This window comes from Bradyrhizobium sp. LTSPM299 (assembly GCF_000938235.1).
Taxonomy (GTDB): domain Bacteria; phylum Pseudomonadota; class Alphaproteobacteria; order Rhizobiales; family Xanthobacteraceae; genus Bradyrhizobium.
Genome location: NZ_JYMU01000049.1, coordinates 410,275 through 426,733, shown reverse-complemented (window position 1 = coordinate 426,733; position 16,459 = coordinate 410,275). Strand labels below are relative to the sequence as shown.

General features: G+C 63.7%; 19 protein-coding genes. 9 read left to right on the top strand and 10 right to left on the bottom strand.

Annotation, left to right across the window (positions count from 1 at the left end; genetic code table 11):
* Positions 1–112: 112 nt before the first annotated feature.
* Positions 113–1,003: a LysR substrate-binding domain-containing protein gene (locus UP10_RS25225; RefSeq protein ID WP_044589891.1), complete on the bottom strand. Its 891-nt coding sequence runs from the start codon at positions 1,001–1,003 to the stop codon at positions 113–115.
* Positions 1,004–1,090: 87 nt separating this feature from the next.
* On the opposite strand from UP10_RS25225, the gene UP10_RS25220 reads away from it, so the two are divergent.
* Positions 1,091–1,606 (top strand): DinB family protein, encoded by a 516-nt coding sequence (locus UP10_RS25220; protein ID WP_044589890.1) that lies wholly within the window; start codon positions 1,091–1,093, stop codon positions 1,604–1,606.
* Positions 1,607–1,640: 34 nt separating this feature from the next.
* Here the strand turns inward: UP10_RS25220 and poxB are convergent, their stop codons facing one another.
* Together poxB and UP10_RS25210 are read right to left on the bottom strand one after the other, a co-directional pair.
* Entirely contained in the window at positions 1,641–3,377 is a 1,737-nt protein-coding gene (poxB, locus tag UP10_RS25215; protein WP_044589889.1) for a ubiquinone-dependent pyruvate dehydrogenase, read from the bottom strand.
* 133 nt (positions 3,378–3,510) lie between these two features.
* Positions 3,511–4,473, bottom strand: coding sequence for an alpha/beta fold hydrolase (locus tag UP10_RS25210; RefSeq protein WP_044589888.1), 963 nt, complete (start codon positions 4,471–4,473; stop codon positions 3,511–3,513).
* Positions 4,474–4,803: 330 nt separating this feature from the next.
* Here UP10_RS25210 and UP10_RS45395 point away from each other — a divergent pair, with 330 nt between their 5' ends.
* On the top strand, positions 4,804–4,980 hold the full coding sequence (locus tag UP10_RS45395; RefSeq protein ID WP_210166768.1) for a hypothetical protein: 177 nt from the start codon (positions 4,804–4,806) through the stop codon (positions 4,978–4,980).
* Between the two features lie 83 nt (positions 4,981–5,063).
* Here the strand turns inward: UP10_RS45395 and UP10_RS25200 are convergent, their stop codons facing one another.
* The 3 genes from UP10_RS25200 to UP10_RS25190 all read right to left on the bottom strand — a co-directional run bounded on the left by UP10_RS25200 (position 5,064) and on the right by UP10_RS25190 (position 6,669).
* The gene (locus UP10_RS25200; RefSeq protein WP_044589886.1) at positions 5,064–5,714 is read right to left on the bottom strand and encodes a tetratricopeptide repeat protein; all 651 of its coding nucleotides are present in this window, start codon (positions 5,712–5,714) and stop codon (positions 5,064–5,066) included.
* A gap of 125 nt (positions 5,715–5,839) precedes the next feature.
* A complete protein-coding gene (ykgO, locus tag UP10_RS25195) occupies positions 5,840–5,965 on the bottom strand; it encodes a type B 50S ribosomal protein L36 (RefSeq protein WP_002718645.1) in 126 nt (41 codons plus the stop codon).
* A 317-nt stretch (positions 5,966–6,282) separates the two neighbouring features.
* Complete coding sequence (locus UP10_RS25190; RefSeq protein ID WP_044589885.1) at positions 6,283–6,669, bottom strand: hypothetical protein; 387 nt, start codon at positions 6,667–6,669, stop codon at positions 6,283–6,285.
* Between the two features lie 231 nt (positions 6,670–6,900).
* On the opposite strand from UP10_RS25190, the gene UP10_RS25185 reads away from it, so the two are divergent.
* The 3 genes from UP10_RS25185 to UP10_RS25175 all read left to right on the top strand — a co-directional run bounded on the left by UP10_RS25185 (position 6,901) and on the right by UP10_RS25175 (position 9,069).
* Positions 6,901–7,785, top strand: a complete 885-nt coding sequence (locus UP10_RS25185) for an amidohydrolase family protein (RefSeq protein ID WP_044589884.1) — start codon at positions 6,901–6,903, stop codon at positions 7,783–7,785.
* 63 nt (positions 7,786–7,848) lie between these two features.
* Positions 7,849–8,595, top strand: a complete 747-nt coding sequence (locus tag UP10_RS25180) for a haloacid dehalogenase type II (RefSeq protein ID WP_044589883.1) — start codon at positions 7,849–7,851, stop codon at positions 8,593–8,595.
* 6 nt (positions 8,596–8,601) lie between these two features.
* Positions 8,602–9,069: a YbaK/EbsC family protein gene (locus UP10_RS25175; protein ID WP_044589882.1), complete on the top strand. Its 468-nt coding sequence runs from the start codon at positions 8,602–8,604 to the stop codon at positions 9,067–9,069.
* 3 nt (positions 9,070–9,072) lie between these two features.
* On the opposite strand, the gene UP10_RS25170 is transcribed toward UP10_RS25175, so the two are convergent.
* Together UP10_RS25170 and UP10_RS25165 are read right to left on the bottom strand one after the other, a co-directional pair.
* A complete protein-coding gene (locus UP10_RS25170) occupies positions 9,073–9,438 on the bottom strand; it encodes a cysteine rich repeat-containing protein (protein ID WP_245321847.1) in 366 nt (121 codons plus the stop codon).
* 130 nt (positions 9,439–9,568) lie between these two features.
* Entirely contained in the window at positions 9,569–10,477 is a 909-nt protein-coding gene (locus UP10_RS25165; RefSeq protein WP_044589880.1) for a LysR family transcriptional regulator, read from the bottom strand.
* Between the two features lie 117 nt (positions 10,478–10,594).
* On the opposite strand from UP10_RS25165, the gene UP10_RS25160 reads away from it, so the two are divergent.
* From UP10_RS25160 to UP10_RS25150, 3 genes are all read left to right on the top strand, one after another.
* Complete coding sequence (locus UP10_RS25160; protein ID WP_044589879.1) at positions 10,595–11,293, top strand: pirin family protein; 699 nt, start codon at positions 10,595–10,597, stop codon at positions 11,291–11,293.
* Between the two features lie 83 nt (positions 11,294–11,376).
* Positions 11,377–11,976, top strand: coding sequence for an NAD(P)H:quinone oxidoreductase (gene wrbA / locus UP10_RS25155; protein WP_044589878.1), 600 nt, complete (start codon positions 11,377–11,379; stop codon positions 11,974–11,976).
* Between the two features lie 121 nt (positions 11,977–12,097).
* Entirely contained in the window at positions 12,098–13,045 is a 948-nt protein-coding gene (locus UP10_RS25150; protein WP_044589877.1) for a DUF5996 family protein, read from the top strand.
* On the opposite strand, the gene UP10_RS25145 is transcribed toward UP10_RS25150, so the two are convergent.
* Together UP10_RS25145 and UP10_RS25140 are read right to left on the bottom strand one after the other, a co-directional pair.
* Positions 13,042–14,232 (bottom strand): GNAT family N-acetyltransferase, encoded by a 1,191-nt coding sequence (locus tag UP10_RS25145; protein WP_044589876.1) that lies wholly within the window; start codon positions 14,230–14,232, stop codon positions 13,042–13,044. The genes UP10_RS25150 and UP10_RS25145 overlap by 4 nt on opposite strands.
* A gap of 15 nt (positions 14,233–14,247) precedes the next feature.
* Positions 14,248–15,183 (bottom strand): cupin-like domain-containing protein, encoded by a 936-nt coding sequence (locus UP10_RS25140; protein WP_044589875.1) that lies wholly within the window; start codon positions 15,181–15,183, stop codon positions 14,248–14,250.
* A gap of 183 nt (positions 15,184–15,366) precedes the next feature.
* Here UP10_RS25140 and UP10_RS25135 point away from each other — a divergent pair, with 183 nt between their 5' ends.
* Positions 15,367–16,458 (top strand): glycosyltransferase family protein, encoded by a 1,092-nt coding sequence (locus UP10_RS25135; protein WP_050043800.1) that lies wholly within the window; start codon positions 15,367–15,369, stop codon positions 16,456–16,458.
* Position 16,459 lies beyond the last annotated feature (1 nt).

Here is a 16,459-nt window from a genome sequence, read left to right as displayed (position 1 = left end):
CGGACCTTGTCGCGGGCTCAGCGCGGCAGCAGATTGGTCTTGGCGATGTCAACCACCTCGTCGCCGCGGCCGCTCGTCACGGCGCGCAGCCACGCTGAGCTTGCTTGGCTCGTTACGCCGTCCGAAACGGCCGCGCCGCCTCCACGGCCCAGTCGCGCAGATGATTCAGCAGGTGCAGGGTTCGGGCGTTGGGCGCGTTGACAAAATAGTAGCCGGTCTGGAGTTGCAGGGGGCGTTCCGCGAGCTTCTCGAGCCTGCCTTCGTCCACCGGCGTTGTGATATAGGCCATATCCATCAACGCAACGCCGGCGCCGGCCATTGCGGCATCGAGCGCCTGCGCACGGGTTTCCACCGTCAACCATTTGATCCGTCGTTCGGCCAGCGTACGATCGTGCTGCTGCCAGTTCGACCAATCCGTGAATCGGGATCGGGCCCGAATCAGTGGTGCGCCGTGCCAGATCTTTGCGCTCTTCGCGGCGCGGGCCACGACATCAGGCCTGGCAACGGGCATCAGGGTTTCCCGGAACAGTAGCGTCGAGGAAAGCCCTTTCCACGCCCCGCGGCCGTGGCGGATGGCGCAATCCATGTCTTCCTTTTTGAGGTCGACAGCTCTCGTCGTCGTAAAGATAGCGACCTCGATCCGGGGATGCCGCGCCTGAAACTGCGAAATGCGCGGGATCAACCAGTGGGAGGCAAAGGTTGCGACCGTGCTGATACGGATCTGCCCGCGATATCGTTGAAATGGTTCAACCGCCGCCTCCAACCGGTCGAGCGCGTCGCCCATGCTGGCGAGCAACCGTTCGCCGTCCTCGGTCAGCGAAATGCGCCGGCCGACTTTTCGTACCAATGCCACGCCGAGGCGCTTTTCCAATTCGGCAATCCGGTGCGACAGCGCCGACCGGGTGACGCCCAGTTGTTCGGCCGTCTTGGTCAGGGTGCCGAGCGTGGCGAACAGCGAGAGCGCCGTGAGTGCACGCGCCGATGGTGGAACCGACCGTCGCATCGAGTCCTCCTGATTGATGAGATATTTTCACCAATTGGGGGATGAGGGCAAGTTATCATCGGCTATCGTTTCGAATAGGACAGCAAGATGGGAACCGAAAACTTCCGGCAGCTCGCGGCCTATAATCATTGGGCCAACCTGCGGCTGTACGGCGCCGCGCTTGAACTCCCCGAGGAAGCCTATCGCCGTTCAACCGGCGTGTTCTTTGGCAGCCTGCACGGGACGCTCAATCATTTGCTGCTGACTGATCGGATATGGTTGAAGCGATTGACCCGCACCGGCGACCATCCGGATCGCCTCGACGCGATTTTGCACGACGATCGCCGCGATCTTCTTCGTGCCCGGATGGCAGAGGATGCGCGCTTGAATAAGTTGGTCGAAAGCTATACCGGCGCCGATCTCACGGAGCCCATCGCTTATCAGACAACGTCGGGTAAACCCTATCGTCAGCCACTGCAGGATATCCTGCTGCATCTCTTCAATCATCAGACCCACCACCGCGGCCAGGCGCATGCGTGCTGCTCAATCCTGACCGGCAGCGAGCCGCCCTCACTCGACCTCTTGGCCTTTCAGCGCGGCGTGCCTGCGCCGAATTTAGGTTGAGCCGACGCAAGCACGGGGGCGACGGAGATCAACCCTAGCGCGGCAGCAGATTGGTCTTGGCGAGATCGAGCACCTCGTTGCCACGGCCGCTCATCACGGCGCGCAGCATCCACAGGCTGAAGCCCTTGACCTGCTCCAGCGTGATGGTCGGCGGCATCGACAATTCCTGCGTCGCGGTGACGACATCGAGCACCGCCGGACCATCGTGCGCGAGCACGTCGCGGATCGCGCCCTCGAGCTCGCCGGGATCCTCGACCCGGACGCCATGGATGCCCATGGCGCGGGCCATCGCCGCAAAATCGGGATTTTGCAGATCGACCCCGGTCTCGATGAAGCCGGCGGCCTTCATCTCCAGCGCGACGAAACCGAGCACGCTGTTGTTGAAGATCACGATCTTCACCGGCAGCTTCATCTGGGTCAGCGTGATCAGGTCGCCCATCAGCATGGCGAACCCGCCATCGCCGGACATCGACACCACCTGCCGGTCGGGCTGCGCCGCCTGTGCGCCGATCGCATGCGCCATCGCATTGGCCATCGAGCCGTGGACCCAGGAGCCGATCAGACGCCGGCGGCCGTTCATCTTGAGATAGCGCGCGGCCCAGATCGTCGGCGTGCCGACATCGGCCGTGAACACGGCGTCCTCGGTGGCCTGCTCGCTGAGTAGGCGCGCGAGATATTGCGGATGGATCGGCTTTTGGCCCGGCTTGCCAAGGGCGAGATCGTCGAGGCCCGCGCGGGCATCCTTGTAATGCGCAATGCTGGCGTCGAGGTGCTTGCGGTCGGTCTTTGCGGTGAGCTTCGGCAGCAGCGCGGCGATGGTTTGGCCGACATCGCCGACCAGGCCGAGATCGAGCTTGCAGCGGCGGCCGAGATTCTCGGGACGGATATCCACCTGCGCGATGCGGATGCCGGTCGGGAAGAACTGCTTGTAGGGAAAATCGGTACCCAGCATCAAGAGCACGTCGCAGGCGTGCATCGCGGCATAGCCCGAGGAGAAGCCGATGAAGCCGGTCATGCCGACGTCGTAAGGATTATCGTATTCGACGTGATCTTTGCCGCCGAGCGCGTGCACGATCGGGCTCTTGAGCGCCTCGGCGAGCTTCATCAATTCGTCATGCGCGCCGGCGCAGCCGCGCCCGCAGAACAGCGTCACGCGCTTGGCGCCGTTGAGCAGATCGGCCAGCGCCGTCAACTCGGCCTCGGCCGGCCGGACGACCGGCACTGGCGGCAGCAGGCCGGCGTTGGGTGAAATCTCGCGTTTCGGCGCGGATTTGAACGCGACGTCGCCGGGGATCACCAGCACGGCAACGCCCCGCTTGCCGACCGCGGCGCGGATCGCGTTTTCCAGCATGTAGGGAAGCTGCGCCGGATCGGAGACCAGCTCACAATAATGACTGCATTCGCGGAACAGGTCCTGCGGATGGGTCTCCTGGAAGTAGCCGCCGCCGATCTCGGCGGACGGGATCTGCGCCGCGATCGCCAGCACCGGCGTGCGGCTGCGATGCGCATCGAACAGGCCGTTGATGAGATGCAAATTGCCGGGACCGCACGAACCCGCGCACACCGCAAGGCCGCCGGTGATCTGGGCTTCCGCCGCGGCCGCGAAGGCCGCCACTTCCTCATGCCGCACATGGATCCAGTCGATCGTCTGGCGCTTGCGCAAGGCCTCGGTCAGGCCGTTGAGACTGTCGCCGACGACGCCGAAAATGCGCTTCACACCGGCCTGAGTCAGCGTTTCTGCGATGAGGTCGGCGACGTTGTCGATCCGCATGGGGCTTGTCCTTGGGTGAGATCCGAACCGCGCGTCCGCATGATGTTCGGCGCCACAAGACCGCGCAAGGCTCACCGGATCACATTCGCGCGGTGCTTCCAGTCCAACACTTGGTCGGATCGATGACGTTCGGCTATTGCACCGCCGTCGCGGGCTGCGCCATGCGGGCGGCCATCGCCTCGATTTCGGACATCACGAGATCGGGCGCGGCGTCCTGCACCATGTGGCCGACGCCAGGCAACACGATGAGCTTCGCGTTCGGCGCGGTGGCAGCGAGCGGACGCGAGTGGATATTGGTCGAAACCGTCTTGTCGGCATCATCGCCGGAAATAATCGTGATCGGCGCCGTGATCTCTGCGTAGCGCGGCGCCTGCGCGACGACGGCGGCCTTCAATGTGACGAGGTCCTGCGCATTGGCGATGAACTCGCGCGGACGCAGCAACAGCGGCGTCGCGGTGTCATGGACAAAATGATCGGGCATCGCCTGCGGCGCAAACACGCCACGCGTACCTGACGCAACGACGAGGCAGCCGAGCGGCAGCGTGATGGTGTAGGCGAGCAGCCGCCCGATCAACGGCGTCGCGATCACCTCGTTGTAGCGTCCGACGCCGCCGGGCCAGGGATAGGCGACGGGGGCGAGCAGCACGAGACCCGCGACCCGGTCCGGATCATCCAGCGCCATGCGCAGGGCGAGCGCGCCGGCCCAGGAATGCGCGACCACGATCGCCTTGTCGACACCGAGCTTGGTCAGCGCCTCCATGATCATCCGGCCCTGGATGGCGGGCGTCGAATAGTCCTCGCGATCGCGCGTGCTCCAGCCGTGGCCGGGACGGTCGATCAGGATCACGCGACGGGTTTTTGCCAGCCTGTCGCCGAGCGGATGCTGCATCACGCGGAGGTTCGAGCTTGCGCCATGCAGCATCACGATCGGCGGGCTGGCGGCATCGCGCGGGCCCAGATCGACCACGTGCAAGGTCGCGCCCGAAACATCGATCATGCGGCCCTGAGGTGGAAAGCTGCGCTGGATCAGCCAAACCCCGGCTTGCGTCGCCAGCGCCAGCCCTGCCAGCGCCAGAACGATGATCACAGTCAGCATCGAGACGATCCGGGGCACCAGGGAACTACGGCGGGGGCGAAAGCAGGTTTCGCGCCGGGGCGGGTTTCATCTTGTCCGGACATGATCTTGTTCGGAAAGCCGATTGTGCCTTTTTCCGGGCCATCCCGACGTAAGGTTTTCCACACTACGCCCAGCCTGTGGATAGCGGGTTCATACCAGCGTCATTAGCAATTTCATATGTTGTCAGTAGCAATTTCGCCATCAGACGCCATGTTTCATCGAAGCCGGAACAGTACCTGGCCTGTCCACGATATTCACAGGAACCGGGATCCAGACGACGAGTTCAACGGGAATATTCGGAGGAGTACCATGATGTCCGACCCAAGCGATGCAGCCATCGACCAGATCGTGGAAAGCTGCAATGGCGACCTGCGCGGAGCCCTGAGGGCACTATTGCTGGTCAACGAGCATTTGGAAGCCGAGTTGCAGCAATTTTATGCCGCTGCAGCCCAGGACAGTCCGCCACGCGGCAGGTTGCTTCATTAGTGTCGTGAGCGCTTCGGCGTTCAGTGCCTCTCGCGTCTTCGTTGGCGATCGTCACCCCCGCGATCGCGGCGAACGGTACGCCATCAGATATCGCGGCCTTCGACCTTTTCGGAGAGCTGCTTGACCATCTCCGGCACCTTCTCGAGATACGGGTCGATCGCAAGCGCCTTGCGGAAGGCCTCGAGTGCACGTTTGTCGTCGCCGGCCTCCTGCATGATCATGCCGAGACCCGCGAGCGCGCCGAAATGGCGGGGCTCACGGATCAAGACCTGATGAATGTCTTCCAGCGAACGGCCGTAGTCGTTCTTCAAATAATACAGCGTCGCGCGCCGGTTCCAGGCCTCGATGTAATCGGGCCGCAGCTTGATCACGGCGTCCAGCAGCTTCAACGCGACGTCGAGATTCTGGGCGTCGATCGCCGCCTTGGCGCGCACCATCAAGAGCGCCGCGGTGTCGCTCGGCGTCTGTAGCCACAGCGCCCAGATCCGCGCCTCGACATGGCGGGCGCTGGTTTCATCGGGTGCCGCTTTCAGTGCGCCGAACAGGAAATCCAGCCCGCGGATGCGATCGGCCGGGACCGTCGGCAGCTTGCCCGGAGCTTCCGGCAGCTTCTTCTGCGCTTTCGGTGGCGGGATGACCCTGGGATCGTCTTGTGCCGCGGCCGCGACCGGCATAGCCAGCAGCGCCGCGATCAGGATTGCCAGCCGGTTGAGCCCTAGGAGTCGTAATCCCATGGCGGAAGTCTAAACGCAGAAAGCCGCGCTGCAAAGCAGCACGGCGTCAAAGAGCTGTGAAAGAGTGCAGTTCCCGGATTGGAAGAGGCCGCTCGGCCTCCAATCAATCCCGGATCAAGCCGGAATCAACCTTGGCGCGCCTTGAAGCGGCGCTGGACCTTGTTGATCACATAGACCCGGCCCTTGCGGCGGACCAAACGGTTGTTGCGGTGGCGGCCACGCAGCGATTTCAGCGAGTTACGGACCTTCATGGGACAATCCTGTTACTTCGAAAGGCCCGTGTTGGAGGCCGTGCCTGATCAATGCCCAAAGGCAAAATGGGATTTATCCCGACAAGCGGCCTGCCGCCCGGGACGGGGCGGTTTCTAAGCCATCGCACCGCCAAATGTCAACCGAAACGGGCCGTTTTTCAGCCCATCCAGCCGAACGGGAGCCCGGCCAAAGCACCGGTGCGTCATTGAAATCGCTCGGAAAACAGGCGGCCGGGAGGCCGACCAGCCCAGCCTCCCGGCCGCCGAAGCCGCCATCCGTCGGGACTTGTGTCCCGACGCCACGCGATGCCGGCAGCTTAGAAGACGACGAATCGCGCGGTCCCATGCAGCCGATGCAGGGTGTAAAGCTCGGTTTGTCCGGTCGGCGGCAGGGGAATGCCGAAGCGATGCAGGGTTGTAATGCCCTCGGTCGAGATATTGACGACCTCGGGACCGGACAGACGTACGCTCGGGATCAGCACCGTGAACGACGTCGACGGCCCGTCGATAGTCCGCATCAGGAACACGCTGACCAGCGTGCCGAGAATTGAGCTCTGGGTCTGGATCTCGTCGCCGGTGAAGCTCTTGGTCTGGAATCCGTCGTGATAGCTGAAGACCGGCTTCCCCGTGATGCTGGTCGTCGAATAGGTGACGTGAATGCCGTGACCGGAAAGCTCATAGAGATTGGGCTGGGTATTGGCCATGATGAAATCCTTTCGGGTGGAAATGATTAGCAATTACAAGTTGCATTCTGACACAATCATTACCTCGTCTGTATGACCTGCTTCACAGCCCGCGCCCGGCTGAACACGATTCCGCGATCTGCGGGGCGGCGACGAGACCGGCGCCCGCCATGTGAAGCAGCTTGCGAAAATAATTATATCGTATAATCAATTTGCCAGAGACCGAACAGTCAAGCCGCCGGGGAGGCCACCATGCCCAAACTCAAACTGCCCGATATCGAGAAGGTCGTCGCGATCGACATCCACACCCATGCCGAGGAGCCCTGCGGCATGCATGGCGACGACGGCTATGACGACTTCCAGGCGCAGATGGCGGAGTACTTCAAATCGCCGCACAAGCATCCACCGACCGTGCCGGAGACCGCGGCCTATTACCGTTCCAAGAACATCGCTGCGGTGATCTTCCCTGTCGATGCCGAGCGCGAGACCGGCTTCCGCCGCTACAACAACCTTGAGATGCTGGAGATCGCCTCCGACCATCTCGACGTCCTGATCCCGTTCGTCTCGATCGACCCGCACAAGGGCAAGCTCGGCGTCCGTGAGGCGAGGAAGCTAATCGAGGACTACGGCGTCCGCGGCTTCAAATTCCACCCGACCATGCAGGGCTTCTACGCCAACGACCGCATGGCCTATCCGCTCTACGAGGCGATCAATGACGGCGGCGCGATCGCGCTGTTCCACACCGGCCAGACCGGCGTCGGAAGCGGCATGCCTGGAGGCATGGGCATGCGGCTGAAATATTCCAACCCGATGTACATGGACGACGTCGCGGCTGACTTCCCCGATCTCAAGATCATCCTCGCGCATCCTTCCTTTCCCTGGCAGGAGGAAGCGCTGTCGGTGGCGACCCACAAGCCGAACGTCTATATCGACCTCTCAGGCTGGTCGCCGAAATATTTCCCGCCGATTTTGGTGCGCTACATCAACTCGATCCTGCAGGACAAGATGCTGTTCGGTTCCGACTGGCCGGTGATCACGCCGGACCGCTGGCTTGCCGACTTTGCAAAGCTCGACATCCGCGAGGAGATCCGCCCCAAGGTCTTGAAGGCCAACGCGCGGAAAATTTTGGGTATATAAGGCGGCCTCCGCACTGCGCCCTCGGCGTCCCTAGCGCGGCGGTCGGGATGAGAGGGAATGACAGTGACGATCAAAGCCGTCGTCTTCGATGCCTATGGCACGCTCTACGACGTCCAGTCGGTGGCTGATGTCACCGAGGATGCCTTTCCGGGCTATGGTGACATCATCACGCAGGTCTGGCGCATCAAGCAGCTCGAATACTCCTGGCTGCGCACGCTGATGCGGCGCTACCAGGATTTCTCTGTCGCCACGCGCGACGGGCTTGCCTACACGCTGCGCAGCCTCGGCCTGCAATATGACGCGGCGACCTTCGCCCGCATCATCGACAAATATCAGCATCTCGATCTCTATCCCGATGCAGTGAGCGCGCTGTCCGCGATGAAGGACAAGAAGCTCGCGATCCTCTCCAACGGCAGCCCTGACATGCTCAACGCGCTGGTGCGCAATTCCGGCCTCGACCGCCTGCTCGATGCGACCATCAGCGTCGATGCGAAGAAAATGTTCAAGCCGGCACCGGAGGCCTACGCGCTGATCGAGGAGGTCTTGCACGTGCCGCCCGCCGAGGTGCTGTTCATCTCCTCCAATCCGTGGGACGCCTGCGGCGCCAAGGCATTCGGCCTCAACGTCGCATGGATCGAGCGGGTGACGCCGGAAGCAATGGCGCTGGCCTGCATCGAGAGCGAGACGGTCCCCCCATTGACGATGTTCAAAGCCCTGCGTACCCAGATGGACGAGTTCGGCGTCGTGCCGGATCACCGCATCGGCGCTCTCTCCGAACTTCCCGCCCTGGTGTCCGCCCAAAGGTCCTGAACGAAAATGAGTCTCGAGTCCGTCCGTGCCTTCTTCGCCGAGAAGGCGCCCGATATCTCCGTAATCGAATCAACCATGAGCTCCGCGACCGTCGTGCTGGCGGCCGAGGCCTATGGCGTCGAACCGGCGCGGATCGCCAAGACGCTGAGCCTCCGCGTCGCCGACCGCGTGGTGCTGATCGTCGCCAGCGGCACCTCGCGGATGGACAACGAGAAGGTGAAGGCGCAGTTCGGCGGAAAGCCGAAGATGCTCGGCCTCGACGAAGTCGCCGAAATCACCGGCCACGAGGTCGGCGGCGTCTGTCCGTTCGGGCTGAAGACGCCGCTCGCGATTTATTGCGACGTGTCGTTGAAGGCGTTCGACGTTGTGGTACCGGCCGCGGGCTCGACCCACAGCGCGGTGCGCATCACGCCCGACAGGATGGCGGAGCTGACAGCGGCCGAATGGGTCGATGTCTGCGAGGTCAGGCCCTAAATCTTACTCGTCGTCATCGTCGGGCAATGGCGCGACCGGCGCCGGCTGAATCTGCTGCGGCACATGGGGCTGCATCGGCTGCGGCGCGCGCGCCATTGGCGGCTGTGGCCCGGGTTGCTGCTGCGCGCTAGCATTCGACTCGAACACTGCGCGACAGGAATGGCCAAGCAACGCCGTGTTCTGCCGCAGGCACGCGACGATCCGGCCAGTATCGGGAATCTGGTCGCTGCACAGGCGCATCACGTCTGGTGTGCACGCCATCTGCTGTTCCCAGGTTCCACGCTCTTCCTGGGAGAGCGCAGGCGCAGCGGCGAACAGGCCGCCGCCAATCGCGATCGCAAGACTTAGGACAATCCGCTGCGTTTGCATGTCCGGGTCCTCTCGTTGGATTTCACAAGGCATGCGCGAGGATTCCGCGCGGCCGATTTGCTTCAAGCTGGCAACTGAATGCGGCCAAGGATCGTTCGCGTGGACAAATAAATGTGAAGACAATCGGACGTTACCGCTTCTTTCCCTTGGCAAACTGCTTCGCCAGAAAATCCGCGAGCACCTCGACGCGGGCGGGGCGCGGGCCGCCGGGTGGGGTGACGAGGTGCACGGCGGCCTCGGGCTGGTGCCAGCCTTTCAAGATCACCTCGACCTCACCGCTCGCGATCGCATCGCCGACGATGAAATCGGGCAGATCGGCGATGCCGAGGCCGGCGAGCAACGCGGGCATCACCGCCTCGCCATTGTTGACACGGAGTTGGCCCGCCGGGCGCACATTGGCCTGCTCGCCTGCGGCGTTGGTGTAGTGCCAGACGCCCTGCGTCGAGAGATAGGCGTAGCCGAAGCATTTGTGCTCGGCGAGATGCATTGGATGGGTCGGCCGACCGTGGCGCTTCAGATAGGACGGCGCGGCCACCGTGTAGCGGGGCATGGCGCAGAGCCGGCGCGCAATCAACGAGGAGTCCGGCAGCCGCGCAATGCGCAGGCCGGCATCAAACCCCTCGCCGATCAGGTCCACCGTCGCATCGCTGAGATGCAGGTCGATCGCGACCTCCGGATAGGCCTCCATGAACTCCGGCAGCAGCGGCGCCACCGTCTTGATGCCAAAGCTCATCGGCACCGCGAGCCGCACCAGCCCGCGCGGCGTGGTCGATTGCGCCAGCGCCTCGTTTTCCGCGGCCTCACCGTCGGCGAGCAGGCGGGCTGCGCGCTCGGACAATTTCTGGCCGGCATCGGTCAGCGCCAGCCGCCGCGAGGTGCGGTTGAACAGCCGCGCGCCGAGCCGCTCCTCGAGTCGGCTGACCGCCTTGGAGACCGTGGCCTTGGACAGCGAAAGGTCGCCCGCAGCGCCGGCAAATGACCGTAATTCCACAACTTTTGCGAAAATCGCGAGCGCCTCGAAGTCCGGAAGTTTTGGCATGGGCAGCTGTCCCGATTGCTCAATATAGGAAACAATGAGTTTCGATAGTTTCTATTTATATACCACGGCGGGAGGCATATCCAAGAGCCAACGGAATTCAACCGATGGAGATATCCCATGATCGAACTGAAACCATTCGCCAAGCTCGGCGGCGCCGATCACGGCTGGCTGAAGGCGAAGCACCACTTCTCCTTCGCGAGTTACCACGACCCCGACAACATCAGCCACGGCGCATTGCGGGTGTGGAACGATGACGAGATCGCGCCGAACTCTGGCTTTCCCGCGCATCCCCACGCCAACATGGAAATCATCACCTATGTCCGCGAGGGCGCGATCACGCACCAGGACTCGCTCGGCAACAAGGGCCGCACCGAAGCGGGCGACGTCCAGGTGATGAGCGCCGGCAGCGGCATCCGTCACTCCGAGTACAATCTGGAGCCGTCGAGGACCAAGATCTTCCAGATCTGGATCGAGCCGACGACGAAAGGCGGCCATCCGACCTGGGGCTCGAAGCCATTCCCGAAATCAGACCGCTCCGGCAAGCTCGTCACCATCGCCTCAGGCATTGACGGCGACAAGGATACGCTGCCGATCCGGGCCGATGCGCGGGTGCTCGCCACCACGCTGAAGGCCGGCGAGAGCGCGGAATACGATTCCGACAAAGCCCGTCACCTCTATCTGGTGCCGGCGGCCGGCAGCGTCGAGGTCAACGGCGTGCGCGTCAATGCACGCGACGGTGCGGCGATCCGCGACGAGACCAAGCTGAAGATCACCGCGCTCGAGGATGCCGAGCTGGTGCTGGTCGACGCGGCCTGACGTCTTCTTCTCTCATGCGCGGACAAACGTCCGCGCATGCCCCCTCCCCACCACAACAACCTGCAAACTCAAAGGAGGCCATCATGGCCAAGGTTCTCGTCCTGTATTATTCCGCCTACGGTCACATCGAAGCGATGGCGAATGCCGTCGCGGAAGGCGCGCGCGAAGCCGGCGCCACCGTCGACATCAAACGCGTGCCCGAGCTGGTGCCGGCCGAAGTCGCGAAAGCGTCGTACTACAAGGTCGACCAGGCTGCGCCGGTCGCCAAGATCGATGACCTCGCCAATTATGACGCCATCATCGTCGGCACCGGCACCCGCTTCGGCCGGATGGCGTCGCAGATGGCGAACTTCCTCGACCAGGCCGGCGGCCTCTGGGCCAAGGGCGCGTTGCACGGCAAGGTCGGCGGCGCCTTCACGTCCACGGCGACCCAGCATGGTGGCCAGGAGACCACCCTGTTCTCGATCATCACCAACCTACTGCATTTCGGCATGACGATCGTCGGCCTCAACTACGGCTTTGCCGGCCAGATGAAGCTCGATGAGGTTACCGGCGGCGCGCCCTACGGCGCCACCACGATTACCGGCGGTGACGGCAGCCGCCAGCCGAGCGAAAACGAGCTGGCCGGCGCGCGCTATCAAGGCCGCGTGATCGCTGAGACTGCCAAGAAGCTGCATGGCTAAGCATCTCGGCTAGCTCCGCGGCCAACCGCATGGCTGATGCGATACGGGCGGCATTCTCCTTCGAGGATGCCGCCCGATCGTGATAGACTACAGCGTCATCTCGGCAGCGCAGAGGTTTGCGATGAACACCACTTCCAACCCTCGCTGGCCTGAACTGCCGACCGCGGCGTGGCGTGACACCTGTGCCACGCTGCAGCTCTGGACCCAGATCGTCGGCAAGATCCGGCTGACGAAATCTCCCTGGCTCAATCATTCCTGGCACGTCACGCTCTATGTCACCGCGCGGGGGCTGACGACGTCGCCGATCCCGGACGGCGACCGCACGTTCCAGATCGACTTCGATTTCATCGATCACATCCTTCTCATATCGACCAGCGACGGCACCGCGCGGCAATTCGCGCTCGTCCCGCAATCGGTCGCGAGCTTCTACGCGGCCGTCACGGCCAACCTGAAGGACCTTGGCGTCGACGTCGCTATCGAGGAGATGCCCAACGAACTGCCCGCCCCGATCCGGTTTTCGCAGGACACGCAGCATGCCTCCTACGATGCGGAGGCGGTCCGCCGTTTTCACCAGATCCTTGTGAACTGCGACCGCGTGTTCAAGCAATTCCGTACTGGCTTTCTGGGCAAGGCGAGCCCGGTGCATTTCTTCTGGGGCAGCTTCGATCTTGCGGTCACGCGCTTCTCCGGCCGACGGGCGCCGCGCCATCCCGGCGGCGTGCCGCATTTGCCCGATGCCGTGGTGCAGGAAGCCTACTCGCACGAGGTCAGCAGCGCCGGCTTCTGGCCGGGCGGCGGCGCAATCGACTATCCAGCATTCTATTCCTACGCCTACCCGGAGCCTGCGGGCTATCGCAGCATGCCGGTCCGACCCGAGGCCGCATTCTTCAGCGAGGCGCTTGGCGAATTCATTCTGCCATACGACGCCGTGCGCACGGCTGCAGACCCCGACAAGGCGTTGCTCGATTTCCTGCTATCGAGCTATGAGGCCGCGGCGATCAACGCAGGCTGGAACCGCGATGCGCTCGAATGCGCGCTGGGCAAGCCGGATGTGGTGAGAAAGGTCTAGCTCTCTTCCCGCGACGACGGCGATTTGCCGAGCGCTTGCTTCAACCGTGCGGTGAGCTTCGGATAGCGGCGCAGCATCAATACGGCGCGGTCGCGCAATGCATGCGGCCAGCCGCGCCAGCTCAGCGATGCACCGAGATCGACCAGCGGCATCCGCATCGGTCCGAACCGGCGTTTGTAGGCATAGTTGCCAATCGAGAAGTCGAACTCCCGCACGCCGTCCTGATGCAGCGCGGCCATGGTCCGCTCGATGATCAGCCGGCCCGGCGAGCAGTTCGACCATTTGTCGCCGGCGTTGCTGATCCGGATCATCACATAGCGCGCGCCGGTGCGAATGCCGAGCAGCGTCGCGACGACATCCTCGCCCGCGGTGAGCGCGGTGACCACCGCATAGCCGCACGCGATGCCATCGCGGACCAGGTCGCGATAGAACGCGGAGCAGGTCTCGTCGTTGAGGAAGAAATTGAGCCCAAGGCCCTCCATTCGCGAGCCCTGCTGCAGCTCGGTGATCGCAAGGATCTTCAACGCCTCGGCGGCGTCGGCGGCGATCCTGAAGCCGGCCGACGGATCGCGCGTGAACACCCGCCAGCTGCGCTCCAGTTCCTTGCGCACGGTCTTTTCCAAGGTGTAGCGCCAGGCATCGTAGTCATCGCCGGTGAAGACGGGATTGCCATTGGCCGGGCACACGCCTGCGGCATCGAGCAGCGCCAGCGGATTGACGCGGCCGTCGAGCTTCTCCGGCATCTTGCGCAGCCGAATGAGATCGGCCCCGCCGGCCGATTTGCACAGCGCCGAGCGCAGCGCGCGCCACAGCCGGCGCGCCGTGGCCGCGTCGCGCGGAGCGGCCGGCCCGAACAGCGGCGCGTTGTAGTCGGTGAGCTCGAGGTCGGCGAACTCGACAATGCGGATGCTGCCCTGCTGGCGCCGGATCAGCGGCAACAACACGGCGCGCTCGCCGGTCGCAGCGTCAGTCACGATTGCGATCAATGGATCGACACCGGTCACACCCGCGAAAGCGCGATACCACGACGCATACCATTGCGGATGCTGGAACGCTGTCGACGGATCGAAGGCGCCCCAGCGCGCCGCGGCTTCCGCCCAATCCGACAGCAATTCGACACGGAAACCGGTGGCGCGGGAAGTCGCCCGCGCGGCAAGTTGTCCGGCCGATGTCGTCAGCACCGTCATGCGAGAGCCCGTCGCTTATGCCGCCCTGGAAACGTCGACGATCCTGCCGAGATCGGCCTCGTCGAGACGGAAGTCGATCGCGCGCCGCGCCGAGCGCTCGCGTTTCACCCACTTGCCATCGCGCAGCAGCTTCTGCATCACCTGCTTGGCGAAGAAGGACGGACCGCGGATGCTGCGGCTCTTGGGCGCGTAGCCGAAGCGATGGCGGAGCATGCCGTTGGCGAGATGCAGGATCTGGGCGCGACGGATGTCATCATTCACATAGGACACCGTCATCGAGATGTTGACGGTATCGAGATTCTCGACCCGGTGCGGCGCATTCAGCGGCCAGTTCAACATCTGGCCCGGCTCGAGATCGATCACCCGCGCATGCCAGTCGTACCAGGGCTCGTAGGGGATATCGACCTCGAGGTCGAACAGCGCAATATTTTCCAGATGCTGGGGCCGGATGAACGGCGCCGTGTTGGGATAGATGTAGACGCGCTTGCGCCCGGCGATCTGGATCAGGCCCTGCCCCGGCAGATCGGCGTGGTAATAGACCTGCGCGTCGGGCGACGAGATCAGGATACCGGCCTGGTGCGTCGGCGCGTCGAAACCGGGAACTTTGGCTACGATCTCGCCAAACATCTCAGTGATCATGTCGCGGTAGCGGCGATCGATCGCGGTGACGTTGCGCAGGTTCAGCCACAGGCCGCCGCGCGAGATCGCCTCGATCACCTGGCGGCCAGAGAGGTTGCCAATCTCGCCTTCGCGCCAGACCCGGCTCGATCCCTTGGCGCCGGTCTTGACCAGGCTGTAATGCTCGCGCGGATAGGTCTCGATCAGCCTGGCGAGGTCGTCCATCGAGAACGCCGGCTGCTTGTGCATGCTGTGCTCGAGCCGGATCGGCTGATGGCTCCAGAGCTCGGAATGGGTGTCATCCCAGTTCGTGAAGATCCTGCCCGTCGTCATTGTCGCGCTCCTAATGTGTTGCGCCGTTTTGTTCATCCGATGTCCCGTTCCGGGACGAGCGGAGGGTTGTTGCAGAGAGATTGGCAAGAACGATGCCGACGGTGGATGCGGCCGCTTACCCGAAGCTAATGTCTCGCTTGTATCGCTAACGGCGACGCCATCCGGACCGGCTGCCAGAGCACGATGACCGAAAAACCCCGATATCGGGCGCTGTTCCTCGGCGCCGGACCGCAGATGCAATGCGGCGTCGGGCAGTTCACGCGCCTGCTGCAGGAGATGCTCGAAAAGATCGAGCCCGGCGCTAGCACGACGTTAACCCTGACGCAGACGGACGGGACGATCGGCGCGATCTGGCGCGCGGTCGGCACCGCCGAGAGCGTGGTCTGCAGCTTCCCCATCGTGGCCTGGAAGCGGGTGATCGTCCGGCCGCTGCTCACGCTCGCTTTTGCGCGGCTCCGGCGCCGCAAAATTGTCCTGATCCAGCACGAATGGGCCGGCCTCAACAGGATGCGCCGGCTCACCTACGTCCCGGCGCTATGGCTGGCCGATACCATCGTGATGTTCTCGCCGCTGGTGCGTCGAGAGCTCGCCGACGATCACTTCATGCGCGGCATGGTGCGGAAATGCGTGCTGGTGCCGTTGCCGCCGAATATCGCGGCGCCGGCCGGCATCGAGGATTCGCAACTGCGGCGACGGCTGGCTGCCGCGCGCAGCGACGGCCGGCTCATCATCGGACATTTCGGCTCGATCTATCCCGGCAAACAGCCCAATGGACTGCTCGAGATCGGCGCAACCTTGAAGCAGCGCGGGCTGAAGCCGCTGATCGTCTATGTCGGCTCCTTCATCCGCGGCGTCGACAACACCGAGCAACGGTTTCACGCGCGCGTTGCCGAGTTGGGGCTCGCGGGCGACGTGATCGTCTCCGGCTATGTCGCCTCCGATTACGAAGTGTTTGGCCTGCTCGGCGAAGTCGACGTGTTCTGCTATCCGCTCGATGAGGGCTTGACCGCGCGGCGGTCGAGCGTGCTGGCCTGTGTGCAGTCCGGCCGGCCGCTGATCGTCACCGGTCCGGCACTGCCGGAGGAATTCGACCACCACCCGCGTTTCAAGGAGCTGATCAATCGCGGCGCCATCCTTCTGGTGCCGCGCGATTCGGACAGCGTCGCCTATGCCGACACGATCGTCGCGGCGCTGAAGCGACCGACGATGCACGTGCCGTTCGACTTTGACGGCTGGTGGATCGACGTGGCGAACGCCGTCCGCGCGCAGCTCTAGG

Excerpts from the sequence above, each read along its gene's own strand:
- UP10_RS25225 (WP_044589891.1), bottom strand. The coding sequence starts at position 1,003 with ATGCGACGGTCGGTTCCACCATCGGCGCGTGCACTCACGGCGCTCTCG.
- UP10_RS25220 (WP_044589890.1), top strand. The coding sequence starts at position 1,091 with ATGGGAACCGAAAACTTCCGGCAGCTCGCGGCCTATAATCATTGGGCC.
- poxB (WP_044589889.1), bottom strand. The coding sequence starts at position 3,377 with ATGCGGATCGACAACGTCGCCGACCTCATCGCAGAAACGCTGACTCAG.
- UP10_RS25210 (WP_044589888.1), bottom strand. The coding sequence starts at position 4,473 with ATGCTGACTGTGATCATCGTTCTGGCGCTGGCAGGGCTGGCGCTGGCG.
- UP10_RS45395 (WP_210166768.1), top strand. The coding sequence starts at position 4,804 with ATGATGTCCGACCCAAGCGATGCAGCCATCGACCAGATCGTGGAAAGC.
- UP10_RS25200 (WP_044589886.1), bottom strand. The coding sequence starts at position 5,714 with ATGGGATTACGACTCCTAGGGCTCAACCGGCTGGCAATCCTGATCGCG.
- ykgO (WP_002718645.1), bottom strand. The coding sequence starts at position 5,965 with ATGAAGGTCCGTAACTCGCTGAAATCGCTGCGTGGCCGCCACCGCAAC.
- UP10_RS25190 (WP_044589885.1), bottom strand. The coding sequence starts at position 6,669 with ATGGCCAATACCCAGCCCAATCTCTATGAGCTTTCCGGTCACGGCATT.
- UP10_RS25185 (WP_044589884.1), top strand. The coding sequence starts at position 6,901 with ATGCCCAAACTCAAACTGCCCGATATCGAGAAGGTCGTCGCGATCGAC.
- UP10_RS25175 (WP_044589882.1), top strand. The coding sequence starts at position 8,602 with ATGAGTCTCGAGTCCGTCCGTGCCTTCTTCGCCGAGAAGGCGCCCGAT.
- UP10_RS25170 (WP_245321847.1), bottom strand. The coding sequence starts at position 9,438 with ATGCAAACGCAGCGGATTGTCCTAAGTCTTGCGATCGCGATTGGCGGC.
- UP10_RS25165 (WP_044589880.1), bottom strand. The coding sequence starts at position 10,477 with ATGCCAAAACTTCCGGACTTCGAGGCGCTCGCGATTTTCGCAAAAGTT.
- UP10_RS25160 (WP_044589879.1), top strand. The coding sequence starts at position 10,595 with ATGATCGAACTGAAACCATTCGCCAAGCTCGGCGGCGCCGATCACGGC.
- wrbA (WP_044589878.1), top strand. The coding sequence starts at position 11,377 with ATGGCCAAGGTTCTCGTCCTGTATTATTCCGCCTACGGTCACATCGAA.
- UP10_RS25150 (WP_044589877.1), top strand. The coding sequence starts at position 12,098 with ATGAACACCACTTCCAACCCTCGCTGGCCTGAACTGCCGACCGCGGCG.
- UP10_RS25145 (WP_044589876.1), bottom strand. The coding sequence starts at position 14,232 with ATGACGGTGCTGACGACATCGGCCGGACAACTTGCCGCGCGGGCGACT.
- UP10_RS25140 (WP_044589875.1), bottom strand. The coding sequence starts at position 15,183 with ATGACGACGGGCAGGATCTTCACGAACTGGGATGACACCCATTCCGAG.
- UP10_RS25135 (WP_050043800.1), top strand. The coding sequence starts at position 15,367 with ATGACCGAAAAACCCCGATATCGGGCGCTGTTCCTCGGCGCCGGACCG.